Origin of the sequence: Frigidibacter oleivorans (genome assembly GCF_003993775.1) — a bacterium.
Taxonomy (GTDB): domain Bacteria; phylum Pseudomonadota; class Alphaproteobacteria; order Rhodobacterales; family Rhodobacteraceae; genus Frigidibacter; species Frigidibacter oleivorans.
This window is the reverse complement of sequence record NZ_RJRZ01000009.1, coordinates 135869-152454: the sequence shown is the minus strand read 5'-3', so window position 1 is coordinate 152454 and position 16586 is coordinate 135869. Positions and strand designations below refer to the sequence as shown.

The window sequence follows — 16586 nt, the reverse complement described above, 5'->3', positions numbered from 1 at the left end:
CGGGGCGGCGCCTCGCCGCTGCCGCGGCCGCTGCAGCGGCGCGACCGTGCCGGCCGGGGGGCCGAGGGGGCGCAGGCGGCGGGCGGGGCCGCGGATCGCCCGCCGCGGATCATGGCCATCGTGGTGACCCACAACCGCCTGTCGCGGCTGCGCGATTGCCTCGTGCGGTTGCAGGCGGAATCGCTGGACGCGATTCTGGTCGTCGACTGCGCCTCGACCGACGGCACGGCGGAATGGCTCGCCGGGCTGCGGGATCCGCGACTCGCGGTCCTGCGGCTGGCGGAGAACCGCGGCGGCGCGGGCGGCTTCGCCGCGGGAATGGCGGCCGCGATGGCGGCGCCGGGCTCGTGGCCTTCGATGCCGCGGCGGCATGCTGGAGAGACTGAGCGAGATGCCGAATGGTGGGGGGCGGTGACCCCGCTTACGGACCTGTCGCCCCGGGGGGCAAGTCTGTGGTGGCCTGCCGAGCCGCAAGGCGACACGGACCGGGCGCGCCGCCAGCCGGACCGGTGCGACTTTCGCGACCGGCACAATGCGGCGCGGGACGCAGCGATCAGGGGCCCGGCCGCAGACCCGCCGACCGGAGGGCGCGATGCAGCCGCGGAACCGGGGCAGGGCCGCCCCGAAGACACCATGTCGCGCGGGAGGGCGGCGACGGTCGACAGGCTCGCGGCAGCGGCACCTGCCGGGGAACGGGACGGGGCCGCCGCATCCGCAACCGCGCCGGATGCCAGACCCTCGCCCGCCGTCTCGGCAGCCGAGGCCCCCGCGGCGGCCGCCCCTCCGGCCGGGACCCCACCGTCTGGCTCCCAGGCATCCGCCCTTCCGGCAGATGCCGCTCCGGCGATCGCCGCCCCGGCGGCCGTTGCCGCGAAACCCGGTCGTTCAATCCCCGGAGCCGTCGCCTCGGAAGCCGTCCCGCCAATTCCCCGCTCCCCGGGATGCGTCGTCCCGGACGCCGCCCCTTCAACGCCCGCTCCCCCGCTAGCCGCCGGCTCGCCAGCCACCGCGCCGACACCGGCTCCCCCGACACCCGCCGCCCCGGCGCCCGCCGGCCCGACTCCTAGCCCGCTCGCCATCCGGCCGGACTGGCTGCTGCTGCTTGACGACGATGCCTGGCCGGAGCCGGGGGCGATCGACGCGTTCCGGCAACTCGTCCGCCCGGCGGTGGCCGGGCCGCAGGTGCCCGGCGCAGGGGCGCCCGGCGTTGCGGCTCCCGGTCCGCAGGTCTCCGCCGCGGGGGCTCCCGGTCCGGAGATGCCCGCCGCCATCGCGGCGGCGGTGCGGGACCGTGCCGGGCGCATCGCCGAGATGAACCGCCCGGCGCACAACCCCTTCGCCGGGCCGGGCCGGTTCCTGCGGGCGCTGGTCGCGGGGCGGCGCGGCTTTCATGTTACCGATGCCGAATATGCAGGCGACCGGCCGGTTCCGGTCGATACCGCGTCCTTCGTCGGGCTGTTCCTGCCGCGCGCGGCGGTGGCGGCGGCGGGGTTGCCCGAGGCGGGGCTGTTTCTCTACGGCGACGACGTGCTCTACACGCTCGGGCTGCGGCGCGCGGGCATCGCCCTCGCCTTCGAGCCGCGCATCCGCTTCGTCCATGACTGCAGCACACTGTCGGGCCCGGCGCGGCTGTACCGGCCATTGTGGAAAAGCTATTTCCACCACCGCAACCTCGTGCTGGTGATCCGGGCCGCGGCGGGCCGGGCACTGTTCTGGCCGGTGCTGGTGAGCCAGATCCTGCGCTGGACGCTCGCGCTGCGCCACTGCAACCGGGGCGAGCGACGCGCCGCCGCCCGGCTGATGCGGATGGCGGTGACCGACGGGCTGGCGCGCCGGCTGGACCGCGACCTGTCCGGCATCCGGGCCATCGCGGAGGGCCGGGGATGAGGCTCTGCCTGTTCATCGGCCATCACAAGGTCGGCTCTACCACGCTGCAGGATTTCCTGTGGCGCAACGCGGCGCGGTTGCTGGAGGCCGGCATCCTCTATCCGGCGGTCGAAAGCGAGGGGCTGGCGCGGCTGGCGCGGCAGATCCAGACCGGCGAGGAGCCGGACCCGGTGCCGATGAACGCGCGCGAGGCGCATAACGCGCTGGCCTTCCGGATGCTGCACGAGGCCGTGGCCTACCCGATCCCGCCCTGGCATCCGAACCTGCCGGGCGTGGCGCAGATGGGGCAGACGATCGCCAGCCAGATCCGCAGCTTCGCCCCCCGGACCGTCATCCTCTGCGCCGAGGTCTTCGCCAATTTCGGCGCGCTGGCGCCGGGGCTGATCGGCGATCTAAGCGGGTTTTTCGAGGGGGCGGAGGTGTCGCTGCACTGCACGCTGCGGCGCCCGGACCAGTATCTCGCCTCCTGGCACGGGCAGAGGCTGCGGTTCGGCGCGCGGCTGGAGCCGTTGCGGAAGGGCGGGCTCGCGCCCTATCTGGGCACGATCCATGCCGATTACCGGCTGATGCTGGAGCCCTGGATCGAAGGTTTTCCGAGGGCGCGGCTCTCGTTGCGCAACTATGCCGAGGTGCTGGCGGCGGGGGGATCGGTCGCCGACTTCCTGTCCGAGGCGCGGCTCGACCTGCCGCCGGCGGTGGCGACGCGGCTGCTGCCGGAACGGCGCAGCAACGAAAGCCTGCATCCGGCGCTGCTCGAATTCGCGCGGGCCGGGGCGCTGCGCCTGCCGCCGCCCGCGGCGGCACAGCTGACGGGGGCGCTGCTGACCCCGCTGCCGAGGCTGAACCTGCCGCCGAAGGACGAGATCGAGCTGTTCGGCCGAGCCAACCGGCGGCGGCTGCTGGACGCGTTCCGGGGCAGCGACGGCTGGCTGCGGGCGCGCAGGGGCCGGCCGTTCTTTCCCGCGCTTGCCGCCATGGCCGAGCCCCTGCCGCGCCCCGAGCCCGAGGTGGCGCGCGCCCTGCGCCCCGCGCTCGCGGCGGCGCTTGCCGAGGGCGGCCACCCCGCCGCCCTGGCCCGTTTCGTCGAGACGCTGGAGATTGCCGCATGACCCCTTCTGTCGCCCCGGGCACGATCCTGCTGCAGGCCGTGATCCTGCCCGACCCCGAGATCTGTTCTGAACCCGACCTCTTCGTCCATCTCGGCGGGATCGCCGGACTGGACCTGCCGAGGCGGCAGCTGCAGCTGGGTTCGGGGGGATGGGCCTGTTTCGACAGCTATTTCAATCTCCTGTCGCTGGCGAAATGGCAGGAGGCGGCGCCTTTCGGGCATCTGGGGCTGGTGGTCGAGTTGACGGGGCTGGCGGAACTGCGGGTCTGGCATGCGCCGCCGGGCCGGTCCTGGGACATGCTCGACGCGCGGATCTGCACGGGCGGACGGGTCGAGCTGGACCTGACCGCCGCCACCGCCCATCCGGCACCGGGGGTGATCTTCTTCGAGCTGCGGGCGCTGGCCGACACGGTGCTGACCGCGGCGGGCTATGTCACCCGCGATCCGCTGCCCCCGCCGCAGGCGGCGGGGCCGGAGGAGGGCGCGGCCGCACGGGCCCTGCCGAAGCTCGCCCTCTGCCTGACCACCTTCCGCCGCGAGGAGGAGATCCGCAGGACCGCCGCGCGGCTGGAGGCCTTTATCGAGGCGTCGCCCTGGCGCGACCGGATGCAGGTCTTCGTGGTCGACAACGGCGGCACGGCCGCCCTGCCGCCGCTCGCCCATGTCGAGCGGATCGCGAACCGCAACCTGGGTGGCGCCGGGGGCTTCGCCCGCGGGCTGGCAGAGGCGCAGGCCTGGGGCTTCAGCCATTGCCTGTTCATGGACGACGATGCGGCGGTGCCGGTCGAGGCCATCCACCGGACCTTCGTCTTCCTCGCCCGTGCCCGCGACCCGGCCACCGCGATCGCGGGGGCGATGATCTCGACCGCGCATCGCTGGGCGCTGTGGGAGGCGGGCGCCGTCTTCGACCGTCGCTGCCGGCCGCTGCAGGGCGGCACCGACCTGCGCCGGCGCGAGGCGGTCTTCGCGCTGGAACAGGCGACCGGCGCGGCGCCGCCCGGCTTCTATGGCGGGTTCTGGTTCTTCGCCTTCCCGGTCGCCGCGGTCCGGCACTGGCCCTTCCCGTTCTTCGTGCGCGGGGATGACGTGATGTTCTCGCTGTCCAACCCGTTCCGCTTCGTGCGGCTGAACGGGGTGGTGTCCTTCCAGCAGGACTTCACCGAGAAGGAGAGCCCGCTGACCGCCTATCTCGACCTTCGCAGCCACATGGTGCATCACCTCGCGCTGCCGGGGCTGCGGCTGGGGCGGTGGCGGATGATCCGCCTGCCGCTCGGGTTTCTGGCGCGCAGCCTGTCGCGGTTTCACTATGACAGCGCCGAGGCGCAGCTTCTGGCCTGGGCCGACGTGCTGGAGGGGCCGGATTTCTTCGCGCGGAACAGCGACATGGCCACGCGGCGCGGGACCATCGCCGCACTGGTCCGGGACGAGGCCTGGGGGTCACGGGCGGGGCCGCCGCCCCGCCGCTGCCGAATCCGGGGAAGGCGGATGGACCGGCTGCTGCGCGCGACGCTGAACGGCCATTTCCTGCCCTTCGCGCGGATCTGGGCCGGCCGCGCCCGGCGGCCGGCGGGCGCGCGCGGGGATGTGGAGGGGGTGCTGGGATCGCAGGTCGTGACCTATGAGCGCCCGGGCGAGGGGCTTCACTATACCGTCCGCCGGTCCGATCGCCGCTGCCTGACCCTTCTGTGGCGCGCGGCCGGGCTGGCGCTGCGGCATCTGCGCGGACAGGCGGCCCTGCAGGCGACCTATGCCGAAGCGCTGTCAACGCTCACGGATGCGGCGTTCTGGCAGGGGCAGTTCGGCGCCGCGCCCGAGCCTGCAATGACTGCCTCGCTGTTGCCGGGCGCGGTCCGTGCGGCGGACACGGAGGCCATCGTGCCCCGAAAAGCAGCCGTCCGCGCTGCGGAACGCTGGGGCGAGGCCGTCCCGGCCGGTACCGCGCTGCCACGGGGTGACGCGGGTGCCGCAGCCGGCTTGCCGGAATGGCTCATGCCCTTTGTCGGCGGAGCCGGGGTCGTGGGCCTGACGGCAGACCGGCCCGCCGGAAGGAACGCGCCGCAGCGGCGGGCGGGCTAGGGAGGTGCATCCGGGCATCCGGCGGCAAGGTTCGGGGCATCGGGCCGGTAACCGGGCCTCCGGGCCGCCCGCAAAGGTGCGGGGCCGGTGCGAGGGGTGCTGACCGTAGGGGAAACGGTGTGGCGGCAGCGGCTGTGCCGACCGCAGATGTCGCCGGCGGCGGGGGCCAGCAGCGGGAGGTCGCAGCGACAGCCGGTGCGAGGCGCGCGGCGAGGGCCGGGGGGAAGGGCGGCGGGGCCTGCCATTGTCACCGCCTTGGCCCATCAACCCTGCGGGCGCGGGGCGCGGGGCGCGGGGTGCCCTGTCCCGGGCTGGCACCTCGCGCCCGACATGGGGCTCCGGCCTCGGTAGGGCAAAACGGCATTGCGGCAGCGGCTTGGTTGCCGACAGATGGTGCCCTGGGCAGAGGCCAGCTTCGGGACGTCGCCGTGACAGCCGGTGCGAAGCGCGCGGCGAGGGCCGGGCGGAAGGACGGCGGGGGTGCTCCATTGTCCGCGCCTTGACCGGTCAACCTCGGGATGGCGGGCACGATGCGAGGCGCCCCGTCCGGTCAGGCACCCCGCGTCCGACATCCGGCTCGCGGCTTCGGCAGGGGGCAGGACCGCCTCCGCGCTGTGCCGGGTCGGCGCCGGACCGGTCTGACGGAGGGCACACCCTGCGGCTGCACCCCAAGACTCCGACCGTACCAGTTTCCCCGCGCCGGGGCCGAAGCGGCGGAACCTCGCCGGTCCCGTCGCTCCCTTCCCTGCCGCCCCCCGCCACGGGGCGACCGCGAGGCAGAAGGCAGGGGCGTCCTGGCGCCGCGGTCCTGCGGCCCCTGTACCAAGCCCTCCGCAACCCGCCGCCGGTCCCCCGTCGGGGGGCCAGCGGGCGCGTCGCCCGTTCAGCGGGTGAACTTCTTGTATTTCACCCGCTTCGGTTCCACCGCATCCGGGCCGAGGCGGCGGATCTTGTCTTCCTCATAGGCCTCGAAATTGCCCTCGAACCATTCGACATGGGCCTCGCCCTCGAAGGCGAGGATATGGGTGCAGAGCCGGTCGAGGAAGAAGCGGTCGTGCGAGATGATGACCGCGCAGCCGGCGAAATCTTCCAGCGCGCCTTCCAGCGCCTGCAGCGTCTCGACGTCCAGATCGTTGGTCGGTTCGTCCAGCAGCAGCACATTGCCGCCGGACTTCAGCAGCTTGGCCATGTGGACGCGGTTGCGTTCGCCGCCCGACAGCAGGCCCACCTTCTTCTGCTGGTCGCCGCCCTTGAAGTTGAAGGCCCCGCAATAGGCGCGGCTGTTGACCTGGGCGTCGCCCAGTTCGATCAGTTCCGCCCCGCCGGAGATTTCCTCCCACACGGTCTTGTTGGCGTCGAGCGCGTCGCGCGACTGGTCCACATAGCTGAGCTTCACGGTGTCGCCGAAGCTGACCGAGCCCTCGTCGGGCTGTTCCTGCCCGGTCAGCATCCGGAACAGGGTGGACTTGCCGGCGCCGTTCGGGCCGATCACGCCGACGATGCCGCCGGGCGGCAGGCTGAAGTTCAGGTCCTCGATCAGCAGCCGGTCACCGAAACCCTTCTTCAGCCCCTCGACCTCGATCACCTTGGACCCGAGGCGCGGGCCGTTCGGGATGACGATCTGCGCGGTCGAGACCTTCTCGCGCTCCGATTTCGAGGCCATCTCGTCATAGGCCTGGATCCGGGCCTTGGACTTGGCCTGCCGCGCCTTGGCGCCGGCGCGGATCCATTCCAGTTCCTTTTCCAGCACCTTCTGCTTGGCCTTGTCCTCGCGGGCTTCCTGTTCCATCCGCTTGGCCTTTTGTTCCAGCCAGGCGGAATAGTTGCCCTCGTAGGGGATGCCCCGGCCGCGGTCGAGTTCGAGGATCCAGCCGGTGATGTCGTCGAGGAAATAGCGGTCATGGGTGACGCAGAGGATGGTGCCCTGATATTCGATCAGGTGCTTCTGCAGCCAGGCGATGGTTTCGGCATCGAGGTGGTTGGTCGGTTCGTCCAGCAGCAGCATGTCGGGCGCCTCGAGCAGCAGCTTGCACAGCGCCACGCGCCGGCGTTCCCCGCCCGAGAGGGTGGACACCTCGGCATCGTCGGGCGGGCAGCGCAGGGCCTCCATCGCCACATCGACCTGGCTGTCGAGATCCCACAGGTTCTGGCTGTCGATCGTGTCCTGCAGCTGCGCCATCTCGTCCGCGGTCTCGTCGGAATAGTTCATGGCGAGTTCGTTGTAGCGGTCGAGGATCGCCTGTTTCGCGGCGACGCCCAGCATCACGTTGCCGCGCACATCGAGCGTTTCGTCAAGCTGCGGTTCCTGCGGCAGATAGCCGACGCGGGCGCCCTTGGCGGCCCAGGCCTCGCCCGAGAAATCCTTGTCGATGCCGGCCATCACCCGCAGCAGGGTCGATTTACCGGCGCCGTTGACGCCCACCACGCCGATCTTCACCCCGGGCAGGAAGTTCAGGCGGATGTTTTCGAACACCTTCTTGCCGCCCGGATAGGTCTTGGACACGCCGTCCATGTGATAGACGTACTGATACGATGCCATGCGGCCACTCCTGAGGTGGGATTGCGGGTTGGCCCGCGTTCTACCGGCCCGCGCGCGGGTCCGCAACAGCGGCGCGGGTCCGCGGCGGATCAGGGGGTGTCGCGCGCGACGGCCTTCTCGAACCAGTGCGAGGCGTGGGGATTGTCGTTGTAGCGCGCGATCTCAGTCCAGCCGCTGCGGCGGTAGAGGGTGATCGCTTCGGTCAGCGGCGCCGCGGTGTCGAGCCGCAGGGTGGCGAGGCCCATCGCCCGGGCGTGATCCTCGAGCGCGGCCATGATCCGGCGGGCCAGCCCCATGCCGCGTGCGGCGGGGGCGATCCAGACGCGCTTGATCTCACCCACCCCCGGCGCATCGGTGCGAAGCGCGCCGCAGCCGAGCACCCGGTCCCCGCCGCGCGCGACCAGGAAGACGCCGCGCGGGGGCCAGGTCTCGTCCGGGTCGGCGGCGGGCGGGGCGAAGGTCTGCCCGAACCGCGCGGACAGCTCGTCGTAATAGCATTGCAGGGCGTACCGCGCCTCGGGGCTGTCGGCGCGGACGGGGACGAGGGCGATCCGGTCCGGCGGCGGCGGGGCAGACGGCGGGGCAGATTGCGGGGCAGACGGTGGGGGACATGTGTCTGACATGCCGCGATTTAGCGCCGCCGCGCGGCCGGGGACAAGCGGGATCGCCGCCAGCGATTGACAGGCCCGCGCGGGACATGACAAGCCCGGGGGTCGGAGCATGCGCCGGATCGGCGCCTGCAGGGAGCGATGATGCAGGGCTTTCCTCTGGCCTTTCCGGGAATGACGGTGGGACTGCTGGGCGGGTCGTTCGACCCGGCCCATGACGGCCATGCCCATATCACCCGCGAGGCGCTGAAACGGTTCCGGCTGGACAGGGTCTGGTGGCTGGTGTCGCCGGGCAACCCGCTGAAGGCGCATGGCCCGGCGCCGCTGGACCGGCGGATGGCGCAGGCGCGGGCGGTGATGCGGCATCCGCGCGTGGTCATCACCGATATCGAGGCGCGGCTTGGCACCCGGTTCACCGCCGAGACGCTGGGCCTGTTGCAGGCCGTTTATCCCGGCGTGCGCTTCGTCTGGCTGATGGGCGCGGACAACATGGTGCAGTTCCACCGCTGGCAGCAGTGGGAAAGCATCATGGAACGGGTGCCGGTGGGGGTGATCGTGCGGCCGGGCAGCGGGCTGGCGGGGCGGGGCGCACCGGCCGCCGAACGCTTCGCCGATGCCCGGCTGCGGGCCGAGGCGGCGCATCTGCTGGCGCGTTGCCCGGCGCCGGCCTGGTGCATGGTGAACGTGCCGATGGTGGACCTGTCCTCCTCGGCGATCCGGGCGCGGGGCGACTGGCGCAGCTGATCCCGGCGGCAGCGGCGGGTTGTCGCCAAGGGGCGGGCCGGGTTAGTCTTTCCCGGCACGACCGCGGCGAGGGATGGCATGGACGGGATCACGCGCAGGGGCGTTCTGGGGGGATTGCTGGCCGGAACGGTCGCGGGTCCGGCGCTGGCCGAGGCGCCGCTGCGGTCGCCGCGCCCGCCGATGCGCGCGGGGCAGGCTGCCACGGGCGCCGCGCCGGTGGCGGCGCGGGCGGCAAGCGCCGCGACCGCCCCCGATGCCACCGCGCTGGTGGCTGCGGCACAGCTGGGCGGCAAGGTGGGATTCGTCGTCGCCGATGCCCGGACGGGGCAGGTTCTGGAGGCGATGAACGGCAGCGAGCCGATGCCGCCCGCCAGCGTCGCCAAGGCGATCACCGCGCTTTACGCGCTGGAGATGCTGGGTCCGGGCTATCGCTTTCCCACCCGCCTGATCGGCACGGGCCCGGTGCAGGGCGGGGTGCTGCGCGGCGATCTGGTGCTGGCGGGGGGCGGCGACCCGACGCTGGAAACCGACACGCTGGGCGACATGGCGGCGGCGCTGCGCGGGGCGGGCGTGGGCGGTATCGCCGGGCGGTTCCTCGTCTGGGACGGGGCGCTGCCCTTCGTGCGGGCCATCGACACCTCGCAGCCCGACTGGCTGGGCTACAACCCGGCGGTGGGCGGGCTGAACCTGAACTTCAACCGGGTGCATTTCGAATGGCGGCGGGCGCAGGGCGGCTGGCAGCTGAGCATGGATGCGCGCGGCAACCGCTATGTCCCCAAGGCCTATACGACCCGGATGGCGCTCGCCAACCGCGACCTGCCGGTCTACACCTATTCCGACCGGGGCAAGGTCGAGGAATGGACGGTCGCGGCCTCGGCGCTGGGCAACGGCGGCAGCCGCTGGCTGCCGGTGCGCAAGCCCGATGCCTATGCGGGCGACGTGTTCCAGACGCTGGCGCGGGCGCAGGGCATCGCGCTGCCCGACCCGCAGTCCCTGCGCGGCCGTCCCGAGGGGCGGGTGCTGGTGGAACGGGCCAGCGTCGACCTGCGGCCGATGCTGTTCGACATGCTGAAATATTCCAACAACCTGACGGCCGAGGCGGTGGGCATGGCGGCCTCGCTGCGGCGCGGGGTGGGCAGCCATTCGGGCAGCGGGCCGGCGATGTCGGACTGGCTGGCCGGACGTGCCGGTGCGCAGTCGCGCTTCGTCGATCATTCGGGGCTGGGCGGCGCCTCGCGGATTTCGGCGCAGGACATGGTGGCTGCGCTGGCGCGGCTGGGACCGCAGCATCAGCTGCGCGGGCTGATGAAGGAATTCGTCATGCGCGATGCGAACGGCAAGGCCGTGCCCAACCATCCGGTGCGGGTGGAGGCGAAGACCGGCACGCTCAACTTCGTCTCGACGCTGGCGGGCTGGATCGGCACGCCCTCGGGCGGCGATCTGGTCTTCGCGATCTTCACCGGCGACGTGGCGCGGCGCGATTCCATTCCCGACAGCCTGCGCGAACGCCCGCCGGGGGGCCGGGAATGGGTGAGCCGGTCGAAGCGGTTGCAGCAGCAGCTGATCGAACGCTGGGCGGCGGTCTACGCCGCCTGAGGCCTCACAGCGTCAGGTGCCGGGCGCGGGCGCCGCGTTCGATGGCGGCGGCGTGCAGCCGGTCGACGTTCAGCTCGTGGCGCAGCTCTTCCAGCATCCGCAGCTCGCCCTGGCCCAGCTTGCCGTCCGAGGCGCCGACATCGCAGGCCAGCGCATAGGCGGTTTCGTTCAGCCGGTCGGGCAGCGTGGCGCGGATCAGGCCGAACAGCGCGTCGAGCCCGTCCTCTTCTTCCATCAGCGCATAGACGGTTTCGGCTACCAGCCGGATGCGGTCGGCATCGTAATTGCCGAAGACGGGCAGGCTGTCGACCATGCGTTCGATGGCCAGCAATTCGGCGGTGCGGATCGTCTCGTCCGAGATCGAGACGGTGACCATGACCGCGACGAGCGCGTCCTGCGGGGAAAGGGCTGCGAGCGGCTTGGCCAAGGCGATGGTCCTTCAACGGGGTCTGGCCGGCAAATTATTGACGATTCCGGGCCTGTTCAATAGGTGGGGCGGGTGCGGCGCACGACAGGCCGCAACCCCAGAGGACCGTATCATGACCACCCTCCGCGACGCTGCGATGAACTCCAAAGCCTGGCCTTTCGAGGAAGCGCGCCGCGTGCTGAAACGGTATGAGAAGGCGCCTCCGGAAAAGGGATACGTGCTGTTCGAGACGGGCTATGGCCCCTCGGGCCTGCCGCATATCGGCACCTTCGGCGAGGTGCAGCGGACCACGATGATCCGCCGCGCCTTCGAGATCATCTCGGACATCCCGACGAAGCTTCTGTGCTTTTCCGACGATCTGGACGGGATGCGCAAGGTGCCGGAAAACGTGCCGCAGCAGGAGATGCTGAAGGCGAACCTGCAGCGGCCGCTGACTTCCGTCCCCGATCCGTTCGGGGACTATCCGAGCTTCGGCGACCACAACAACGCGATGCTGCGCCGCTTTCTCGACACCTTCGGGTTCGAGTACGAATTCGCCAGCGCGACCGAGTATTACAAGGCCGGCCGCTTCGACGACATGTTGCGGCTGTGCTGCGAACGCTATGACGCGATCATGGAGATCATGCTGGCCAGCCTGCGCGAGGAACGCCAGCAGACCTATTCCTGCTTCCTGCCGATCCACCCGGAAACGGGCCGGGTGATGTATGTGCCGATGAAGCATGTCGACGCGAAGGACCATACCATCACCTTCGACGACGAGGACGGGCGGGAATGGACGATCCCGGTCACGGGCGGCACGCTGAAGCTGCAGTGGAAGCCGGATTTCGGCATGCGCTGGGCGGCGCTGGATGTCGATTTCGAGATGTACGGCAAGGATCACAGCACCAACACGCCGATCTATGACGGCATCTGCGAGGTGCTGGGCGGCCGCAAGCCGGAACATTTCACCTATGAGCTGTTCCTCGACGACAAGGGGCAGAAGATTTCCAAGTCGAAGGGCAACGGTCTGACCATCGACGAATGGCTGAGCTATGCCGCGACCGAAAGCCTTGGCTATTTCATGTATCAGAAGCCGAAGACGGCCAAGCGGCTGTGGTGGGACGTGATCCCGAAGGCGGTGGACGAATATCACCAGCAGCTGCGCGCCTTCCCCGGCCAGCCGGTTGACCAGCAGATCGCCAACCCGGTCTGGCATATCCATGGCGGGGAACCGCCCGCCTCGACGCTGGTCGTGCCCTTCGCGATGCTGCTGAACCTCGCCACCGTGGCGGGGGCGAAGGACAAGGAGGCGCTGTGGGGCTTCATCCGCCGCTATGCGCCGGGCGCGACGCCCGAGGGCAACCCGGACCTCGATCAGGCGGCGGGCTTCGCGCTGCGTTACTTCGAGGATTTCGTGAAGCCGACGCTGACCTTCCGCGCCCCGGACGAGAAGGAGCGCGCGGCGCTGGAGGATCTGGCCGCGCGGCTGCGGGCCTGGGAGGGCGCCGCCGATGACGAGGCGCTGCAAAGTCTGGTCTTTGCGGTCGGCACCGAACACGGGTTCGACCCGCTGCGCAGCTGGTTCACTGCGCTCTACGAGGTGCTGCTGGGGCAGAGCCAGGGGCCGCGCTTCGGCGGGTTCATCGCGCTTTACGGCGTGGCCGAGACGGTGGCGCTGATCGAGGCGGCGCTGGCGCGCTGAGGGACGGGCGCGGCCGGGCGCCGGCCGTCAGTCCTGCTGCCATTGCTGCCACCAGACCCGCCAGCGCCCGACAAGCGCCGCCTCGTCCTCGGCAAGGAGCCGGGTGGCGAGGTGGCGGGCCTTGCGTTCCAGCTTCTTCTGGCGCTTGGCGGCGAGGGCTTCCAGCGTGGCGCGGTCGTCGGCGTCGAGTCCCTCCTCGACCGCGAGCCGGTCGATGAACACCGCTAGGTCGTGATGGTCGCCCAGCCATTCGCCCAGATGGTCGGCGGCATCGACATGGGGGGCCATCATCTCGGGCCAGATCGGTGACAGGATCGTGGCCTGATACCAGTGATCCTTCACCTTCTTGCGCCATTCATGGATCTGTTCGGCATCGGCGTCCCGCCGGGCCTTGCGCTGCAGCTTGCGCGCGGCCTTCCAGGTGTCGGACAGCCCGTCCTCCAGCAGGTCGAAGCCGTTGCCCTGAAGGTCCCAGTCCGCCACCCGGTCCTGCGCCTCGCGCATCGCCTGCGCGAAATCCGCCAGCCCGTCATCGCCCGCCGTTTCCTGCAGCTGCGCCTGATCCCGCGCCAGCGCGGCGCGCAGATGGTCGATGGCGGTCTTCGCCCCGTCCGGAGCACCATCGGCGAGGGTTTCGAGCGTGCCGCGCAGAACCTCGGCGTCGCGCAGGCCGGAAATGCCCCGGGCGGCGTCGCGGAAGGCGGCGTTTTCGGCCTTGTAGCCGGAAAAATTGGGGCGCACGAGGCGGATCAGGCCGCGCAGACGCTTCACATGCTTGCGCAGGCCGTGGATGCGCTTGGCTTCCGACAGGTCGGGTTCGGCAAGACGGGACAGCGCGCCCGCGATCTCTTCGGAGGCGATCCGGCGGACGGCTGCCGCCATGTCGGGATCGGAACGTTCGAGCGCATAAGCCATCGCGAAACACCTTTCTTCCATCGCGGGTGAAACTGAACGCCCCGCCGCGCCGTATCGTTTCACAGCTTCACGGAAAGGCAATGCGTTCGATGCGACCCGATATTCCCTGCCTGTCGATGCTGCCCCTCGGCGCCCTTGCGGCGCTCGCCCCCGTCCATGCGCAAGAGGTGGAGCCCGCGGCCGAAGCCGCGATCCAGGCCGTGATCGCGGACCAGATGCAGGCCTTCCGCGAGGGCGACGCGGCCGCGGCCTTCGCCTTCGCCTCGCCGATGATCCAGGGGATGTTCGGCGGCGATGCCAGCCGGTTCGGCCGCATGGTCGCCAGCGGCTATCCGCCGATCTGGCAGCCCGGGGCGGTGACGTTCCTCGGCCAGCGGCAGGTCGAGGGCCAGCCGGTGCAGCGGCTGATGGTGGCGGGGCCGGACGGGGCGCTGCACCTTTTCGACTACGAGATGGTCGAGGTGGAGGGCGGCTGGCGCATCAACGGCGTCTTCCCCGTGCAGGGCGAGGCGGGCGCCTGAGCCCCGCATCCGCGCGCGAAACGGCGCTTGCGGCGCGCGCTGGCCTGAAGGCCCGTTAACCCCGGTCCCGCTAGGAGTCGCCGCCATCGGGGCGCGAGGCCCGTCCGACGCCGTATCCCGCCCCGCCGGCAGGACGGCCGCCGCGACGCTCGCCCCATCGGGCGAAAGGGGTTTGGCGCATGAACAAGGCAATCACCGACGGGCTGGTCTTCATGCCCGCGGCCTTCGAGGCGGGGCTGTCGCACTGGTCGAGCGAGGACGGCCTGCCGGGGCAGGCGACCTATCAGGGCGCGGCCAATGCGGCGCTGGTGCCGGCGGATCAGGATTTCGGCGGCTGTCTGGAGCTGGTGAAGACGGCGGCGGTGCAGAAGCTGCGCTACACCGGCCAGACGACGCTGCTGCCCGGCTGCTATCTGCGCATCCGGGCGCGGGTGAAGGCGATCAGCGGCAACCTGCCCTCGGTGCGGATCGCGGGCCATGCGATGGGTGCGGGCAATGCCCATGTCCCGGGGCTGGTCGAGCAGGGGCCGGAGGTGGCGCTGACCGCCTATGGCGAGGTGGTAACGGTCGAGGCCATCGTCGGCTCGGGCTGGCGCGGCGGGGTGGCGATGCCCTGGGGCACGGCGCCGGTCTGGGGGCATTTCGGGCTGGACCTGACGGGGCCGACCGGCGGCGTCGTGCGCATCGACGATATCGAGATCGAGGATGTGACCGGCGTCTTCCTGCGCGACATGCTGGATGTGGTGGATGTGCGCGACTATGGCGCGCGGGGGGACGGCGCGACCGACGACGCGGCGGCCTTCGCGGCGGCGGATGCGGCGGCGGCGGGGCGGGTGCTGCTGGTGCCGGCGGGGACCTACCGGATCGCCAGCACGGTCACGCTGCGGTCGCCGGTGCGGTTCGAAGGGACGCTGACGATGCCCGACGACGCCCGGCTGCAACTGGCGCGCAGCTTCGACCTGCCCACCTATATCGACGCCTTCGGCGACGAGGTGACGGGGTTCCGCAAGGCGATCCAGGCGCTGTTCAACTTCACCGACCACGATGCGCTGGACATGAAGGGCCGGCGCATCGACCTGACCGCGCCCATCGACGTGCATGCGGCGGTGGGCAACAAGGACAGCTGGGCGCAGCGCCGCATCCTGCGCAACGGCCAGTTCAATGCCGAGGGCGATGCCGGCTGGACACCCGAGGTGGTGACGAGCCAGGCGAGCTATTCGGCGGCCAACCCGCTGGTCCTGACCGGCGTGGCCAATATCGCCGCCGTGCCGGTGGGCGCGCTGGTCAGTGGCGCGGGCGTGGGCCGCGAGGTCTATGTGCGGGCTCGGAACGAGGCGACGAACAGCCTGACGCTGAGCCAGCCGCTGTATGGCGGCGCGGGCACGCAGGTCTTCACCTTCACCCGCTTCCGCTATGTGCTGGATTTCTCGGGTTTCCAGAACTTCAGCAGGTTCACCGTCGACGACGTGGAATTTCTCTGCAACGGGCTGGCCAGCGGCATCCTGCTGGCCCCGGAGGGCGAGACCTTCCATCTGCGCGACAGCGCGATCACCCGGCCCCGCGACCGCGGCATCACCTCGATCGGGTCGGGCTGTCAGGACCTGCTGATCGACCGCTGCCATTTCCTGTCGAACGAGACAGCGTTGCGGTCGCAGGACCGCACCAGCATCGTCGCCAACATCAATGCCAACGACTGCAAGATCCGCGACAACCGCGTGGTGCGGTTCCGCCATTTCCTGGTCGCGGCGGGCAATGGCCATATCCTGCAGGGCAACCACTGGTTTCAGGGCGACGAGGAAACGAAGGGCCTGCGCAATGCCGGGATCGTGCTGGCCGAGACGAACCTCAAGGCGCTGATCGTCGGCAACTACATCGACAACAGCAGCATCGAATGGACCAACGAATACGAGGCCGATCCCGCGTTCGGCGACCAGCTGTCCTTCGGCGGGCTGACGGTGACGGGCAATATCTTCACCGCCAATGACGTGGCCAACTGGTTTTCCTGGCTGGTGGTGAAGCCCTATGGCGCGGGCCATTTCATCCAGGGGCTGACGGTGACGGGCAACGTGTTCAAGGTGCTGAACGGCAGCATCGCCCGGATCGAGAGCGTGGACACCACCTTTGCCCCGCTGGATTTCCAGCGGATGCGCAATGTGGTGGTGGAGAACAACACCTTCACCTCGGTCGACCAGCTGACCGCCTCGCCCGTCTTCCTGCAGGCGGACCAGACGAGCGAGGCCGCGACATGGGTGGTGGCGGGGGCGGGGCCGTTCATGCCCTTCGGCGGCTGGTGCCGGAACGTCGAAAGCGTGGTGGCGGAGGGCGCGATCACCACCGCTGCCGGCGCGCGGGTGACGGAGATGCCTTTCGTCAGCGTCGAGCAGGGCAGCGCCCGGCAGGAGGTGCGGCTGACCTGGTCGCAGGCCTGCAAGGGTCGGGTGCAGCTGCGGGTGCGGGTGGACAACCCGAACTGACGAACGGTCG

Annotated in this window: 12 protein-coding genes and 1 pseudogene; 9 read left to right on the top strand and 4 right to left on the bottom strand. The window is 70.8% G+C overall.

What is annotated here, in order from left to right:
* Positions 1 to 111 precede the first annotated feature (111 nt).
* From EEY80_RS20480 to EEY80_RS12695, 4 genes and pseudogenes are all read left to right on the top strand, one after another.
* Positions 112 to 318 (top strand): annotated as a pseudogene (locus EEY80_RS20480) (glycosyltransferase); the annotation flags it as partial.
* A 939-nt stretch (positions 319 to 1257) separates the two neighbouring features.
* On the top strand, positions 1258 to 1887 hold the full coding sequence (locus tag EEY80_RS20475; RefSeq protein ID WP_164738235.1) for a glycosyltransferase family protein: 630 nt from the start codon (positions 1258 to 1260) through the stop codon (positions 1885 to 1887).
* The gene (locus tag EEY80_RS12700; protein WP_126976942.1) at positions 1884 to 2996 is read left to right on the top strand and encodes a hypothetical protein; all 1113 of its coding nucleotides are present in this window, start codon (positions 1884 to 1886) and stop codon (positions 2994 to 2996) included. The genes EEY80_RS20475 and EEY80_RS12700 overlap by 4 nt, the downstream gene beginning before the upstream one ends.
* Positions 2993 to 5071 carry a glycosyltransferase family 2 protein gene (locus EEY80_RS12695; protein WP_126976941.1) on the top strand — a complete coding sequence of 693 codons (2079 nt, stop codon included), beginning with the start codon at positions 2993 to 2995 and terminating at the stop codon, positions 5069 to 5071. The genes EEY80_RS12700 and EEY80_RS12695 overlap by 4 nt, the downstream gene beginning before the upstream one ends.
* Positions 5072 to 5954: 883 nt before the next feature.
* Here the strand turns inward: EEY80_RS12695 and ettA are convergent.
* On the bottom strand, positions 5955 to 7610 hold the full coding sequence (gene ettA / locus EEY80_RS12690) for an energy-dependent translational throttle protein EttA (RefSeq protein ID WP_126976940.1): 1656 nt from the start codon (positions 7608 to 7610) through the stop codon (positions 5955 to 5957).
* 89 nt (positions 7611 to 7699) lie between these two features.
* Positions 7700 to 8233, bottom strand: a complete 534-nt coding sequence (locus EEY80_RS12685) for a GNAT family N-acetyltransferase (protein ID WP_164738241.1) — start codon at positions 8231 to 8233, stop codon at positions 7700 to 7702.
* Positions 8234 to 8359: 126 nt separating this feature from the next.
* Between EEY80_RS12685 and EEY80_RS12680 the strand changes: the two genes are divergently transcribed.
* On the top strand, positions 8360 to 8962 hold the full coding sequence (locus EEY80_RS12680; RefSeq protein WP_126976938.1) for a nicotinate-nucleotide adenylyltransferase: 603 nt from the start codon (positions 8360 to 8362) through the stop codon (positions 8960 to 8962).
* A gap of 78 nt (positions 8963 to 9040) precedes the next feature.
* On the top strand, positions 9041 to 10558 hold the full coding sequence (gene dacB, locus EEY80_RS12675; RefSeq protein WP_126976937.1) for a D-alanyl-D-alanine carboxypeptidase/D-alanyl-D-alanine endopeptidase: 1518 nt from the start codon (positions 9041 to 9043) through the stop codon (positions 10556 to 10558).
* 4 nt (positions 10559 to 10562) lie between these two features.
* Here dacB and EEY80_RS12670 read toward each other — a convergent pair whose 3' ends face one another.
* Positions 10563 to 10985 carry a tellurite resistance TerB family protein gene (locus tag EEY80_RS12670; protein ID WP_126976936.1) on the bottom strand — a complete coding sequence of 141 codons (423 nt, stop codon included), beginning with the start codon at positions 10983 to 10985 and terminating at the stop codon, positions 10563 to 10565.
* Positions 10986 to 11097: 112 nt separating this feature from the next.
* Between EEY80_RS12670 and EEY80_RS12665 the strand changes: the two genes are divergently transcribed.
* Entirely contained in the window at positions 11098 to 12666 is a 1569-nt protein-coding gene (locus tag EEY80_RS12665; RefSeq protein WP_126976935.1) for a lysine--tRNA ligase, read from the top strand.
* A 27-nt stretch (positions 12667 to 12693) separates the two neighbouring features.
* On the opposite strand, the gene EEY80_RS12660 is transcribed toward EEY80_RS12665, so the two are convergent.
* Positions 12694 to 13581 (bottom strand): CHAD domain-containing protein, encoded by an 888-nt coding sequence (locus tag EEY80_RS12660; protein WP_164738240.1) that lies wholly within the window; start codon positions 13579 to 13581, stop codon positions 12694 to 12696.
* Between the two features lie 80 nt (positions 13582 to 13661).
* Between EEY80_RS12660 and EEY80_RS12655 the strand changes: the two genes are divergently transcribed.
* Together EEY80_RS12655 and EEY80_RS12650 are read left to right on the top strand one after the other, a co-directional pair.
* Positions 13662 to 14102: a DUF4864 domain-containing protein gene (locus EEY80_RS12655; protein WP_235829831.1), complete on the top strand. Its 441-nt coding sequence runs from the start codon at positions 13662 to 13664 to the stop codon at positions 14100 to 14102.
* 179 nt (positions 14103 to 14281) lie between these two features.
* Complete coding sequence (locus EEY80_RS12650; RefSeq protein ID WP_126976933.1) at positions 14282 to 16576, top strand: glycosyl hydrolase family 28-related protein; 2295 nt, start codon at positions 14282 to 14284, stop codon at positions 16574 to 16576.
* The last annotated feature ends 10 nt before the right edge of the window (positions 16577 to 16586 follow it).

What these genes read in the sequence shown, in the direction of transcription:
- EEY80_RS12685 (WP_164738241.1), bottom strand. Translation starts at nt 8,233, where the DNA reads ATGTCAGACACATGTCCCCCACCGTCTGCCCCGCAATCTGCCCCGCCG.
- EEY80_RS20475 (WP_164738235.1), top strand. Translation starts at nt 1,258, where the DNA reads ATGCCCGCCGCCATCGCGGCGGCGGTGCGGGACCGTGCCGGGCGCATC.
- dacB (WP_126976937.1), top strand. Translation starts at nt 9,041, where the DNA reads ATGGACGGGATCACGCGCAGGGGCGTTCTGGGGGGATTGCTGGCCGGA.
- EEY80_RS12665 (WP_126976935.1), top strand. Translation starts at nt 11,098, where the DNA reads ATGACCACCCTCCGCGACGCTGCGATGAACTCCAAAGCCTGGCCTTTC.
- EEY80_RS12655 (WP_235829831.1), top strand. Translation starts at nt 13,662, where the DNA reads ATGCGTTCGATGCGACCCGATATTCCCTGCCTGTCGATGCTGCCCCTC.
- EEY80_RS12660 (WP_164738240.1), bottom strand. Translation starts at nt 13,581, where the DNA reads ATGGCTTATGCGCTCGAACGTTCCGATCCCGACATGGCGGCAGCCGTC.
- EEY80_RS12680 (WP_126976938.1), top strand. Translation starts at nt 8,360, where the DNA reads ATGATGCAGGGCTTTCCTCTGGCCTTTCCGGGAATGACGGTGGGACTG.
- EEY80_RS12695 (WP_126976941.1), top strand. Translation starts at nt 2,993, where the DNA reads ATGACCCCTTCTGTCGCCCCGGGCACGATCCTGCTGCAGGCCGTGATC.
- EEY80_RS12700 (WP_126976942.1), top strand. Translation starts at nt 1,884, where the DNA reads ATGAGGCTCTGCCTGTTCATCGGCCATCACAAGGTCGGCTCTACCACG.
- ettA (WP_126976940.1), bottom strand. Translation starts at nt 7,610, where the DNA reads ATGGCATCGTATCAGTACGTCTATCACATGGACGGCGTGTCCAAGACC.
- EEY80_RS12650 (WP_126976933.1), top strand. Translation starts at nt 14,282, where the DNA reads ATGAACAAGGCAATCACCGACGGGCTGGTCTTCATGCCCGCGGCCTTC.